The sequence below is a fragment of the Nostoc sp. NMS7 genome, from assembly GCF_017115085.1.
Lineage (GTDB): Bacteria > Cyanobacteriota > Cyanobacteriia > Cyanobacteriales > Nostocaceae > Nostoc.
Genome location: NZ_JABXKJ010000255.1, coordinates 54,587 through 65,110, shown reverse-complemented (window position 1 = coordinate 65,110; position 10,524 = coordinate 54,587). Strand labels below are relative to the sequence as shown.

Here is a 10,524-nt window from a genome sequence, read left to right as displayed (position 1 = left end):
CTTTGGTGATGAATTTACCTACGAGATTATCAAGCTTGATAAACTTATTTGAATCTTCTTCGGGTGTGTCAAAGTTACAAGCGATGGTGCTGTAGTCTATTGTGTCCGTGGCATAGCTAGAGTCAGAGTTGTAAATCCCGCCACCCTTGCCAGACTCGAATTTCCCAGAACTGAGTTCGATGCCGAAAGCTTTATTGTGCCTGATAGTGCTGTTGCCTACTGTTAAGCTGGCATTGTTGTATATCCCACCGCCAAAGTGTGCTTGATTGCCACTAATGGTGCTGTGATTCACGTTAACTATGCCTAATTGAGTATATGTAACAGTGCCAGAATAGTCGCCGCCGTCATCGGCATTATTGTAGATGCCACCGCCGGCAGTAAGTGCCGTATTGCCATTAATGCTGCTATAACTTACGGTAACGATGCCAAATTGATTGTCGCTACCGTCCCCGTTAGAACTAGAGTTGTAGATGCCGCCGCCATAATCGCTGGCATAGTTATTACTGATGCTGCTCTGACTCACTGATAGAGTGCCATTATTGTAGATACCACCTCCAGTGGTTGCCCGATTATGACTAATAGTGCTATTTGTTACCGTAAGTCTAGAGAGAAGTGTATATCCTGGACCACGATACCCTAGAGAATAAATGCCAACATTGTAGATCCCGCCGCCCTCGCCGTTTGTCGAATTACCAATAATAGTGCTTTCATTCACCGCTATAGTGCTTTCATTCACCGCTATAGTGCCATCGCTATAAAAAGTGCCATCGCTATAAATGCCGCCCCCATGTTCGCTGGCATAGTTATTACTGATAATGCTGTTATTCACCGTTATAGTGCTATAACCATAATTATTGATATAACTTTTGTAGATCCCGCCGCCGTCGTATTGTGCCGAATTGCCACTGATGGTGCTATTATTCAGCGTTAGAGTGCCATCATTGTAGATCCCGCCGCCATTGTACTGTGCGGAATTGTCACTGATGCGGCTGTTAGTCACGTTTATAGTAGTGCCTTCGTTGTAAATACCTCCGCCCAAGCCGCTGCCGAAGGTAGCGACGTATTCTGCTAAATTACCAGTGATGATGCTATTATTCACCGATAGGATGCTACTCCCACTGTAGTAGATCCCGCCGCCGTTCCATTGTGATGTATTATCAGTGATGGAACTGTAGTTCACAGTAAGACTGCCATCGCTGTAAATACCTCCGCCGTCCCATTGGCATAAATTATTACTGATGGTGCTGTGATTCACAGTGAGACTGCCACTGTTGTAAATACCACCGCCTTGAGCGTCAGAATAAATTGATGAATTATTACTGATGGTGCTGTTGTTCAGTGTGAGACTGCCACTGTTGTAAATACCACCGCCAGCGACAATAACTCCATTATTAGAAAAATCACCATTTAATGTTGGTAACGTGTCAGCAGCAATAGTCGAGTTATTGCTAATGATACTGTAGTCCAGCGTGAGACTACCACTGTTTAAAATGCCACCGCCCTCACCAATGCTAAATCCGTAGAGGGTTGCGTTACTCTTTACAGTGTTACCAGTGATGATGCTATTGCTCAAGGTCAGGATGCCATCATTTGAGATCGCACCCCCTCCTCCGGCTCCATCGTATGTATTGGTAATAGTCAGCCCGTTGATTGCAGATGTTATACCTTTACCAATATCAAAAACACGGTCAGCACTATCATCCTTAATAGTAAGTAAGCTGGCATTTGTGCCTTGAATGGTAAGGTTATCTGTGATACTCAGACTACTACCAGTCAGATTGATCGTATGAGCCAGCCCATCAGAAAACAGTCCACCAAAATTGATGATATTTGTTCCGCCAGCGAGATCGGCATTTAGAATTTGCTGCCGCAGTGAACCTGCACCACTGTTATTAGTATTAGTGACGGTAAATGTAGACATTCAGAATACTCCAATTTTTTTCTCGTTGTATAAAAATTGATATCAAGAATCATGCTGATACTACTACGAGTATGCAAGTATTTTTTTCTACTGCTCATCCGTAGTAAGAGAGCAAAGTCAAGAAAGAAAAACTGCGATGGTCGCCTTTCGCTCCGCCGTAGGCATCGCCCTACTGGTCTGCCAACCCCAAAATGCGCTTTTTCGGATTGGGGTGCAATACTGCTCAGATAAGCTTTCTTAGGCAGGGGAAGAAGAGAAGCAGGGGAGGCAAAACTCAACGCCAGCCTCCATTTCCCCCCCTGCTCCCCCTGCTTTCTTGCTTCACTCAAGGGCGAACTACTAAGAGGATTTTAAGATTTAGCACCAAAAATGCCTAAATCTCACGCTTAGTTCGTGGTTAGTAATACTGATAATGACCCTTAACCCATACGCGGTGGTGATTTCTGATTACCCAATGCCCAGCTATCCACCGACGACGCTGGGTTCGTCTAGCTAGTAATGTTCCGACTTGTGGTTTTTGAACATCTGGGTTGACTACTGAGAGTGCTGATGCCTGTTTTGGCATTGAGGTAAGCAACACGGGTATTGCCACTATTCCTGCAATAATCTTGTTCATTAATCTTTTCCTTTTACTTAACTCTTGACAATTAAGCCAGTTATTTTTTTGACTTAATTGTGATGAATTTAACTAGATTAATTCATTAACTAACAGTTCTTATTTTTTTAAGATTTTATTTATATCTATGTCTTAGTTGTGTCATTAATATGTCAAATGTGTATATAGAAGTTCCGCTAAAAATCTTTCTAAAGACAGCAAAGGACTGAGGACGTAGTTTACCTTTCCGGTGGCATCGCTCCCACTTTCCTCTCAGAATATTGCCCTACACATGAGGGGCGATCGCTGAATCAAAAGAGCCTACCTTGGAACCAGTGCCAGGTATTGGAAAATACCGAGAACACACAGTCAAAGCATAGAAGTATTGAATTTTGCTCTTGTAGCGATCGCTTCTCATTCTTAGAGGATAGAGAGCGATGCCACCGGAAAGGTAAACTACGCCCATCCGTGAGAGTTTAGAATAAAGCGCCTTTTGTCAATCAGCTAAAATACTCAAAATGGTCTTAATAAGAATGATAATCATGTATGGGGAGAGGGGGAGGAGGCAACCGTCGCTTGCCTCCTCCCCCTCTCTTTGATTATCATTATCTTAAAAGTACTTGACAACTTAAATAAGGTAAGAAAAAGTATTGTAACGACAAAATAACTTTGCAAGAAGCGGGCAACATTGTTAGGTAAATTCAATTATCAAACGAGGTAATGAAAAATTTGGTTTACCGCCATGCCAAAGCGACCAAAACAAAACTCTGACCACGCACACCGACATCATACTCCTACTATAGATAATGAAGCGATCTCCAAACATTTAGAAGCTTTATTAACCCCAGCTATTTTTGCTCAACAAAAATATTATAAGCAGTTAGGATGTCGAGACAGGATTCTGAATTTATCGTGGTTTGTATCATTTTAGTGTCGCTTACGATAAAGGGAAGGCGGATGACCCCATTAAGTACTTTGCTGCTTTAGAAAATCAAGATTTAGGAGTTGTCAAAGCCAAACGATTGCCAGTCTCCAAGCTGGATTTATCTCCTTTTCCTGCACCCTCTTGACAAATGTGAAATTACCTTAACCTCTCACGGATGATACCGGGGATGCTGGTTAGTTTATACTTATCGAGTTTGACGTACTTACCAAGTTCCACTTCTCCCAGTTCGGGATAATTGTCCAGTACTTCACCAACAGTTTGGTAGCTTGCGGTGCTGCCGGGGACAAAAAGTTCCTCTCCTTGCGATCGCAACTCAACAAGTTGGTTCAGACGCTTCCAAAGCTTGCTATCTGTAGTAACCCACTGATTTTTAAGGGCAACTTGCATTCCTTTAGCGATATGTCTGCTATCAGATAATGCGGTGTAACTGACCTTTGGTTTTACTTCTTCAGGTTTGCTGGGAGTATCGCCAATAATTTCAATTTGGCTGTACTCTGGTGTGCCACTGCCCGCTACAATCCGAAAGTGATAGCTTTTCCTTGTTGACCCAGATTCGGTAATCACCGTCATGTGCGCCCCGTAAGAAGCTTGTGGTAAACCGGGGATTTTGACTGTCTCGATGCGGCGAATATGAATTAGTCCAGCACCCGTACTGTTGTTAGAACACTTACCCAAGCCTTCAAGACATCCGTCTACATCAAAAACAAACCTAGATGGGTCATCCAGCCAGATTTTCTTGATGACTTCTCTGGTGTTGTAGAACGATATTGATACCCCATGTCCAGGCCAGACCTTAACTGTCTGCAATTGGGCATTTTCCCCTGACACCTGGGACGCTGCAACTTGACGGATAGTATTTGCCAGTACAAGTTGGCTTGGTGCAAACACGGAGGCGATGGTGAGGCACCCGCCAAAGGCGATCGCGCAACGGATAATTAAACTAAAGCTAGCTATATATTTGAGTTTCAGAGCTTAATTGACCTATCGACTTTGATTGTGATTTTGGTGTCTTTAGGCACATACCAGACATTGGGACGGCGGTTGATTTCGTCAGTGACACGTTCTGTCCGCTTGCTGACTGTTTCGCCAAGTTTGCCAAAGGCACCTTCAAGGAAGGCAGCTCCCAGGTTGCGGTTGTTATTGCGGCTGCGGGTTCTTGTCCCACCTAAAGGCAAATCTTCTGTGACTTGTTCATCTGACTGGTTGATAATTTCCCCTACCTTGGCAATACCAGCTATTGTCCCCAAAGTGGCATCATACTTGGCAATTTCAGATCCCTTGTCGTCGTAAGGTCTGGCAGCTAGGGGGGAACCTGCCTCTCCCAGGACTGATATCGTTCCGGGTGATAGGGGGTATTCGGTTCCGTCTTTGAGAATAGCCGTGACTTCGGCACGCACGCCTGATGTGCTATCAACCGAAATCATAGCGATAGTTAACTGTGTTCCTGCTGGAATAGCTATTTCGCCAGTATTGCTATAAAGCGGCTCGTCCAACCTGGCGACAAACTGTAACGTATTTGTCTGCTCTTGGGAACGACCGTTATTGTTGATTTGGGGCATCACGAGCGGAGTTACGAGGGTTGCACTTGCAAACGAACCGACAACTAGATACTGTGGTTGTGTTTCTTAAAGTATCTGTGCTTCTTCTGGCAAGTAGTTATTTGCAAGTCGTTCGACTTGCTGAGTGGGGTTGTTTTGTTTATTACCAGCAAAACTGGATTCTACGGTTTTTTCTTTGCCAAGTTCTGAGCTAGTTTGTGCTTCTTTTACCGAGAAGCTATAAATAACTGGTACGGCTTGATTGTTCTCTTCGTCATTAGTATTGCTATACTCTGGAGTACTGTCGTTTGTGTTTACAGGTTCCCAACGCGGGCGCAGTTCTTCAATTTGATTGGGAGTGTTAGTAACTGTTTCGGTATTCTCGCTACGTCGGTTACGGCGGCGACGGGAGCGACTGGTATTTTGTTCTGCTGGGCGTAATGTTTCTTCAGTTTTAGCTGTAACTTCTTCTGCTGTTGTGCTTGTAGGTTCACTTACAGTGGTACTGGCTAACATATAATCAACCCGACCAACCGAACCCAGACTACGCAGGCGTTCGAGTTCGGCTATTGGGTCTTTGGCAACACTCTGGTTGCTGGCAACTATTTGTTTGGCAAATTTTGGCAGAGGAGCGCTAGGACGCAGGGGTGGTATTGGCTGTGAAGCGACTTCTCTAGGTCTTGGTCTAACAGTTTCGGGTGCTTCTTCTCGGTATACACGTCTTCTGGAAGTAGGGGGAGTTTCTTGAGAGACTACCCTTCGTTGTCGAGTAGAACGTGTTTTCTCTTTGTTTTTGGATTGTTCTTCTTCAGTACCTTCCTTTTTCTCTTCTTTGTCTTCCGTCTTGCCTTTATAGCAACCGTCTAGCCCATTAGGACATAGACTATAAGTATTATCATGACCGGCTCTCGCCTGATTTACTATGGCTAAACCTTACAGTTACGATTTCCGTCAGAAGGTGATCCAATCCATCGAGTTAGATGGATTGAAGAAAAGCGAAGCCAGTGAACTCTTCAACATCAGCCGAAACACGATTAACCTGTGGTTGCAGCGTAAAGCTGAAACCGGAGACGTTCTGCCTTTGCCCAACCGCCCCTCTGGCAACAACCACAAAATTACAGACTGGGAGCAATTTCGGGCTTTTGCTAAATCTCATGGTGATAAAACCCAGGTGGAGATGGCTCAACTGTGGGAGGGTGACATCAGCGATCGCACAATTGCAAGAGCCTTGAAGAAAATTGGGTTCACGCGAAAAAAAAGACCTACGGTTATCGAGAGCGGGATGAGGTCAAACGGCAAGCATTCATAGCACAGTTAACAACCCAGGCAGATGAAACGATTGTTTATGTCGAGCAAGCAGGTATGGACAATCGAGAAGACTACGATTATGGCTGGAATGAGAAAGGACAACGGTTTCATGCGCTGAAGTCAGGACGGCGGCAACGCTTGTGTGAATATGATTGCGGCCTTGTGTAACCAGCAACTGATGGCTCCTTTTACAGTCGAAGGTTCTTTCAACCGAATTGTATTTGAGATTTGGTTGGAAACTTGTTTAATCCCTCTGTTGGAACCAGGGCAGGTGGTAGTCATTGATAATGCTACCTTCCATAAAGGCGGTCGTATTGAGCAACTTATTCAGCAAGCAGGTTGTAAACTATTGTACTTACCCCCCTATTCACCGGATCTTAACAAGATTGAGCGATGCTGGTCTTGGCTCAAAAGTCGCATTCGCAAGCAACTTGACCAATATGAGTGTCTACGGGATGCGATGGAGTATATCTTACATCTAGTGTCCTATTTGAGTAATTTCTAAACCTGGCTCTCGTACTAAATAAATTTTTTTATCAAGTTCAGTTGGCTTGGCTGGTAACTTGGGAGTATCGATAGCTTCGACAGTAATTGTTTTGTTAAAGGCGATTCCTTTACCTTGATTTTCATTTCTATCAAAGCTTACAAGCGTACCGATATAATCAACCTCCCACTTTCCATCCTTGATTTTTCTGGGTTCAGAGATATGGTGGGTGACGAGTGAGACTTGAACTTCACCGTTAAATACACCATTTGGGACAATTTCTGCTAATTTTTTGAGGAAGTTTGCCCGAAAATCTTGATTTTCAGATAGTGCAAATGCAGCTTCCCAAGCTCTAGTCGGAATTCTTTTTCTACTATTTTTTGTTGTTTGAACATCTATTCCTTTATCAGATTTGGTAACGTTTTCTCCATTCTCTGTTGCTTCGATTATTCCGTTCCAACCAAACGTTTTAATCATGCTATCTGAGATAAAGCGTTTGATAGTTTCGTCTTCGCGTTCGTTGGGAGCAGCAAATTTACCAGGTGAAATAGAGCCATCTTGGAGTTGAACAACTGTCATGCCTTTGACATGACGATTTGTACTAGAACTCATACCAATATTTACAATTTGCAATAGGATAGATAAGATAGTTCCTCCTGCTGTTATGGTGATTGCCATTGCAATAGGTGTAGAGGTAGATTGACCGTAACTGAGGAGGCGGGCTGGTTGAGATTTAGACTTAGGTTTAAGCATATATTTCCGATTTAGGAAACTCACTAGTAAATTGATATACTAATAAAAAAAACTGATGTGCTTTTTGCCAAATTATCAAATCTTAAAATGTCTTGGCTTTTTTGCCTAACTCAACCATAAAAAGGGTAAGTGTGGCGATCGCAAAAAACTGACCAACTTTGCACATCGAGCCGTACAAGCTACCGTTGAGGGTTTCTTGCCAAAGTTCATTGAAACCTTCAGCTACTAATTGCGCTCCAGCTGCGGCATTTTCTAAAATGTCTTGTCCAAAAAATGGGTCGGTTGACAACAGCTTTTTCCATTCCCTGAAATCTATCAACTGTTCCAGTGCGAATATCAAGGTTAGGAAAACGGTGTTCATTGGAGATGCATTTATTAATAAGTGTCAACTGAGCGACATAGAAGGTGATAATACCTATCTCTTTTTTGGGTTCCCCGTTAGCAACTTTGGCAGCCCAGGTTTCGTTCATTTGAGCGCATAAATTTTCTATGCAAGCAACTTCCCTCTCGTTTTCATAAGAAGTTCCTGTTCGATTTTCTCTAAAATTTTGATCAGAAGGTATTCTGACCCAAATTATATGCTGATCTTCCCTAATAAGTTTACCTGCTAAATTATGTGCGCGTTGGTTATCAGGATCGGAAAGTCCACAGGTTAATCCGCCATCACCCTCATTTCACCAAAAAGCTGGAGCTAATCGAACGGGCAATCGCCTCTGGGAGATTGGGCAACAACAAACCGCGAAGACAAGTGCACCCATACCAACAAACACAAGTTGAATTACAACCCAGGACAAACGAAAGTCTTGCCCCAAGACTCGGTGTTAGCCCCCAAAGCCTGATTGCTGAAAGAGAAAAACTCAGCGCCAAAGAATTTTTAAGTTGGTCACGTAACCGCGACCCAATGAGCGTGGGTTGGGAATGGAATGCTCTTGACGAACTGTATCATCCGCTCAGGTGACGCAAGCGTTCACCTGAGTGGGGTAGTGGCGCGATGGGTTACGTGGCGATCGCCGCTAATTTCTAATCGTGGCATGTCTCAAAGCCTCAGCGATATCGTTTGAGGTTAAGAGAGCTAGCTTCATCTTCACCCACGTGTAGATAGTTGTCTATCGTGATTTTCCCTGACGAGTGTCCCAGCGTTTTAGTGATGATGTGAATAGGCGTGTTTTTAGCAGCGTGGGTGGCGTGGCTGTGCCGCAACCAGTGTGGGGAGGGGATGCGACTTAAAAGTGCTACTTCGGCAATGGATTTGATGATGCGGCGGATGTGGCGATCGCAAATGGGTTCACCCGTTTTTTGGCTTGTGAAAAGCGGCTCGGTTTTGTCTTTAGTATGTTGTCGATTAGCCAAAAGGTATTGGTAAAGTTCTATCCACCAAATACTCTTGAAACGTCAAATGCGAAAAAGACCAAACCTTATGCGCCCTCTCAATTAATAACCCATGCTGAGATGCGATCGCCCCTAAAACTCCTCGACTATCCCGCAGCTTAATCAAAACAGGAATTCGCTGTGCTTGCAATTTTCTGGCATTGCACTCGGTTACAATTCTTTGCAGATATGTCGTTTTCCCCGAACCAGGTTTACCCACCACCATCAAGTTAGTATTGCGCTCCAGCACAGTCAAACCCGACACGCGCTGCTGTTCCTTTCCCAAACCAATCCTATCTAAGCTGCGGTAGCTGGAATTACCCGTTGTAAAATCCTGCCACAAATCATCCAGTTCCGACCTACGGCTGCTGCTAAGTGACTCCAGGATATTTACATCTACAAACAAATCCCCCAAAGGCACCCAATGGTCTATTCCCCATAACGGCATAACACCGTGCAAACTTTGAATGCTGTCGTGAATGCGCGATCGCACTTGCTGCACCAAGTCATCAACCGGATTTGTTGCCCTTAATTGGACTTTTTTTTTAAATTTTTGAATACTGGGGTATGTTCCTCTGGGATTCCTTGCAGGGCGATCGCATCACAGCCACCGTTATAAGAACCCTGAATTACAGCACGAGCAACTTCTCGAATTCCTTGTGCATCAAGTCCTTGGTAAGTGCGATCGCCAATATGAATATCTTCTCCCTGTCCGATATTACAGCTATTTTCAGGTAAATAGACCACGCGGTAGGGGCACAGCATTGCTCATACGTGTCAACTTAACGTATAACCCATGTTCCACAAGGAACTGAAGTTCCTTGCTCATAGCAAAAGTCATCTGAAGATGACTAAATATCTCTCCAAATCCTTAGTCTACTTCAGTAGACTTGAGCTAAAAGCCAAAGGAATTCATTCCCAGGCGGGTGACAAAGCCATGAGAGAGGCTGTTTCAAGCTTAAGTTGACACCAATGAGCATTGCTGTGCCCCTACGACAGATGTGGTTCAAATACATGAAAACTGCTGTAACGTTGTACTTACCTACTTGCAGATTTTGGCTACCACCACTGTTTAACCACTGACGCAAAGCTTCAATGTCGTCATCGTTTTGATTTCCTTTGAGAATGCGTTGAATAATATCGTTGAGGTTACTGGGGTTCGCCATTTATCGGAGTTTTTTAGTTTTATTTTAGATGATAAAACAGTGAATTTACTTATCTCTACTCGGCTTGTTCAATTTTTGTAAATCAGCTAGGTAAATAAACTGGCATCTACATGAAAATAGTCCGCAAGCGCTTCTGCTTGAATTTTACTAATGGTGCGATCGCCATATCATAGAATTTTATCCCAAATTGAGTGCTTTATAAAGTTTTTAGAACTAGGTTATTTTTCCAAAGGCATCGCGGCGAAATGTTCCTGTAGTAATCTGTGGATGAAACGATAGCGTCCACCGACGCGCTGGAGAAAGAGACGTTCTGTGCAGTAGTCGAGAAAGCGAGCATAGTTCCAGGGAATGTCACCATTAAGAAATAGGAGGAGGCGAAGTGTATGTCAGTCAAAAGTGCCAAACAGTCTGAGATTCTGCGCTTTAATTATGTAATTCGAGATTT

The 10,524-nt window shown here is 43.8% G+C and carries 18 protein-coding genes and 2 pseudogenes; 6 read left to right on the top strand and 14 right to left on the bottom strand.

Annotated features, from left to right (window positions below):
• From HWQ38_RS36925 to HWQ38_RS36915, 3 genes are all read right to left on the bottom strand, one after another.
• On the bottom strand, window positions 1-1,921 hold a 1,921-nt coding region (locus HWQ38_RS36925), incomplete at its 3' end, for a hypothetical protein (RefSeq protein ID WP_292804375.1).
• 397 nt (window positions 1,922-2,318) lie between these two features.
• The gene (locus HWQ38_RS36920; protein ID WP_292794786.1) at window positions 2,319-2,537 is read right to left on the bottom strand and encodes a hypothetical protein; all 219 of its coding nucleotides are present in this window, start codon (window positions 2,535-2,537) and stop codon (window positions 2,319-2,321) included.
• A 265-nt stretch (window positions 2,538-2,802) separates the two neighbouring features.
• On the bottom strand, window positions 2,803-2,982 hold the full coding sequence (locus HWQ38_RS36915; protein WP_292804372.1) for a hypothetical protein: 180 nt from the start codon (window positions 2,980-2,982) through the stop codon (window positions 2,803-2,805).
• Between the two features lie 276 nt (window positions 2,983-3,258).
• Here HWQ38_RS36915 and HWQ38_RS36910 point away from each other — a divergent pair, with 276 nt between their 5' ends.
• Window positions 3,259-3,447: a hypothetical protein gene (locus HWQ38_RS36910; protein ID WP_292804369.1), complete on the top strand. Its 189-nt coding sequence runs from the start codon at window positions 3,259-3,261 to the stop codon at window positions 3,445-3,447.
• Window positions 3,422-3,574, top strand: a pseudogene (locus HWQ38_RS36905) (IS4 family transposase); the annotation flags it as partial. The gene HWQ38_RS36910 and the pseudogene HWQ38_RS36905, both read left to right, overlap by 26 nt.
• Before the next feature lie 23 nt (window positions 3,575-3,597).
• On the opposite strand, the gene HWQ38_RS36900 reads toward HWQ38_RS36905, so the two are convergent.
• From HWQ38_RS36900 to HWQ38_RS36890, 3 genes are all read right to left on the bottom strand, one after another.
• Entirely contained in the window at window positions 3,598-4,350 is a 753-nt protein-coding gene (locus HWQ38_RS36900; protein ID WP_292804366.1) for a hypothetical protein, read from the bottom strand.
• 77 nt (window positions 4,351-4,427) lie between these two features.
• Window positions 4,428-5,021, bottom strand: a complete 594-nt coding sequence (locus HWQ38_RS36895; RefSeq protein WP_292804363.1) for a TrbI/VirB10 family protein — start codon at window positions 5,019-5,021, stop codon at window positions 4,428-4,430.
• 66 nt (window positions 5,022-5,087) lie between these two features.
• Window positions 5,088-5,516, bottom strand: a complete 429-nt coding sequence (locus HWQ38_RS36890; protein WP_292804360.1) for a hypothetical protein — start codon at window positions 5,514-5,516, stop codon at window positions 5,088-5,090.
• Window positions 5,517-5,577: 61 nt separating this feature from the next.
• Between HWQ38_RS36890 and HWQ38_RS36885 the strand changes: the two genes are divergently transcribed.
• From HWQ38_RS36885 to HWQ38_RS36875, 3 genes are all read left to right on the top strand, one after another.
• A complete protein-coding gene (locus HWQ38_RS36885) occupies window positions 5,578-5,748 on the top strand; it encodes a hypothetical protein (protein WP_292804357.1) in 171 nt (56 codons plus the stop codon).
• Between the two features lie 174 nt (window positions 5,749-5,922).
• Window positions 5,923-6,309 carry an IS630 transposase-related protein gene (locus tag HWQ38_RS36880; RefSeq protein ID WP_292804354.1) on the top strand — a complete coding sequence of 129 codons (387 nt, stop codon included), beginning with the start codon at window positions 5,923-5,925 and terminating at the stop codon, window positions 6,307-6,309.
• A 177-nt stretch (window positions 6,310-6,486) separates the two neighbouring features.
• Window positions 6,487-6,813: a transposase gene (locus HWQ38_RS36875; RefSeq protein ID WP_292804351.1), complete on the top strand. Its 327-nt coding sequence runs from the start codon at window positions 6,487-6,489 to the stop codon at window positions 6,811-6,813.
• Here the strand turns inward: HWQ38_RS36875 and HWQ38_RS36870 are convergent.
• The 4 genes and pseudogenes from HWQ38_RS36870 to HWQ38_RS36855 all read right to left on the bottom strand — a co-directional run bounded on the left by HWQ38_RS36870 (window position 6,787) and on the right by HWQ38_RS36855 (window position 8,108).
• Complete coding sequence (locus HWQ38_RS36870; RefSeq protein WP_292804348.1) at window positions 6,787-7,545, bottom strand: hypothetical protein; 759 nt, start codon at window positions 7,543-7,545, stop codon at window positions 6,787-6,789. The two genes, HWQ38_RS36875 and HWQ38_RS36870, sit on opposite strands and share 27 nt — an antisense overlap.
• A complete protein-coding gene (locus HWQ38_RS36865; RefSeq protein WP_292804381.1) occupies window positions 7,538-7,624 on the bottom strand; it encodes a four helix bundle protein in 87 nt (28 codons plus the stop codon). Before HWQ38_RS36865 ends, HWQ38_RS36870 begins: the two co-directional genes overlap by 8 nt.
• A 21-nt stretch (window positions 7,625-7,645) precedes the next feature.
• A pseudogene (locus HWQ38_RS36860) lies at window positions 7,646-7,837 on the bottom strand (hypothetical protein); the annotation flags it as partial.
• A complete protein-coding gene (locus tag HWQ38_RS36855) occupies window positions 7,764-8,108 on the bottom strand; it encodes an AAA domain-containing protein (protein ID WP_292804378.1) in 345 nt (114 codons plus the stop codon). The pseudogene HWQ38_RS36860 and the gene HWQ38_RS36855, both read right to left, overlap by 74 nt.
• Window positions 8,109-8,293: 185 nt before the next feature.
• Here HWQ38_RS36855 and HWQ38_RS36850 point away from each other — a divergent pair, with 185 nt between their 5' ends.
• Window positions 8,294-8,503, top strand: coding sequence for a hypothetical protein (locus HWQ38_RS36850; RefSeq protein ID WP_366933388.1), 210 nt, complete (start codon window positions 8,294-8,296; stop codon window positions 8,501-8,503).
• Window positions 8,504-8,589: 86 nt separating this feature from the next.
• On the opposite strand, the gene HWQ38_RS36845 is transcribed toward HWQ38_RS36850, so the two are convergent.
• The 4 genes from HWQ38_RS36845 to HWQ38_RS36830 form a co-directional block, all read right to left on the bottom strand.
• Window positions 8,590-8,895, bottom strand: a complete 306-nt coding sequence (locus HWQ38_RS36845) for a tyrosine-type recombinase/integrase (protein WP_292804345.1) — start codon at window positions 8,893-8,895, stop codon at window positions 8,590-8,592.
• Window positions 8,888-9,418, bottom strand: coding sequence for a hypothetical protein (locus tag HWQ38_RS36840; RefSeq protein ID WP_292804342.1), 531 nt, complete (start codon window positions 9,416-9,418; stop codon window positions 8,888-8,890). Before HWQ38_RS36840 ends, HWQ38_RS36845 begins: the two co-directional genes overlap by 8 nt.
• 23 nt (window positions 9,419-9,441) lie before the next feature.
• The gene (locus HWQ38_RS36835) at window positions 9,442-9,678 is read right to left on the bottom strand and encodes a hypothetical protein (protein WP_292804340.1); all 237 of its coding nucleotides are present in this window, start codon (window positions 9,676-9,678) and stop codon (window positions 9,442-9,444) included.
• Between the two features lie 116 nt (window positions 9,679-9,794).
• Window positions 9,795-10,079 carry a hypothetical protein gene (locus tag HWQ38_RS36830; protein WP_292804338.1) on the bottom strand — a complete coding sequence of 95 codons (285 nt, stop codon included), beginning with the start codon at window positions 10,077-10,079 and terminating at the stop codon, window positions 9,795-9,797.
• Window positions 10,080-10,524: the final 445 nt, after the last annotated feature.

What these genes read in the sequence shown, in the direction of transcription:
- HWQ38_RS36910 (WP_292804369.1), top strand. Translation starts at nt 3,259, where the DNA reads ATGCCAAAGCGACCAAAACAAAACTCTGACCACGCACACCGACATCAT.
- HWQ38_RS36870 (WP_292804348.1), bottom strand. Translation starts at nt 7,545, where the DNA reads ATGCTTAAACCTAAGTCTAAATCTCAACCAGCCCGCCTCCTCAGTTAC.
- HWQ38_RS36915 (WP_292804372.1), bottom strand. Translation starts at nt 2,982, where the DNA reads ATGGGCGTAGTTTACCTTTCCGGTGGCATCGCTCTCTATCCTCTAAGA.
- HWQ38_RS36920 (WP_292794786.1), bottom strand. Translation starts at nt 2,537, where the DNA reads ATGAACAAGATTATTGCAGGAATAGTGGCAATACCCGTGTTGCTTACC.
- HWQ38_RS36895 (WP_292804363.1), bottom strand. Translation starts at nt 5,021, where the DNA reads ATGCCCCAAATCAACAATAACGGTCGTTCCCAAGAGCAGACAAATACG.
- HWQ38_RS36890 (WP_292804360.1), bottom strand. Translation starts at nt 5,516, where the DNA reads ATGTTAGCCAGTACCACTGTAAGTGAACCTACAAGCACAACAGCAGAA.
- HWQ38_RS36830 (WP_292804338.1), bottom strand. Translation starts at nt 10,079, where the DNA reads ATGGCGAACCCCAGTAACCTCAACGATATTATTCAACGCATTCTCAAA.
- HWQ38_RS36880 (WP_292804354.1), top strand. Translation starts at nt 5,923, where the DNA reads ATGGCTAAACCTTACAGTTACGATTTCCGTCAGAAGGTGATCCAATCC.
- HWQ38_RS36835 (WP_292804340.1), bottom strand. Translation starts at nt 9,678, where the DNA reads ATGCTGTGCCCCTACCGCGTGGTCTATTTACCTGAAAATAGCTGTAAT.
- HWQ38_RS36875 (WP_292804351.1), top strand. Translation starts at nt 6,487, where the DNA reads ATGGCTCCTTTTACAGTCGAAGGTTCTTTCAACCGAATTGTATTTGAG.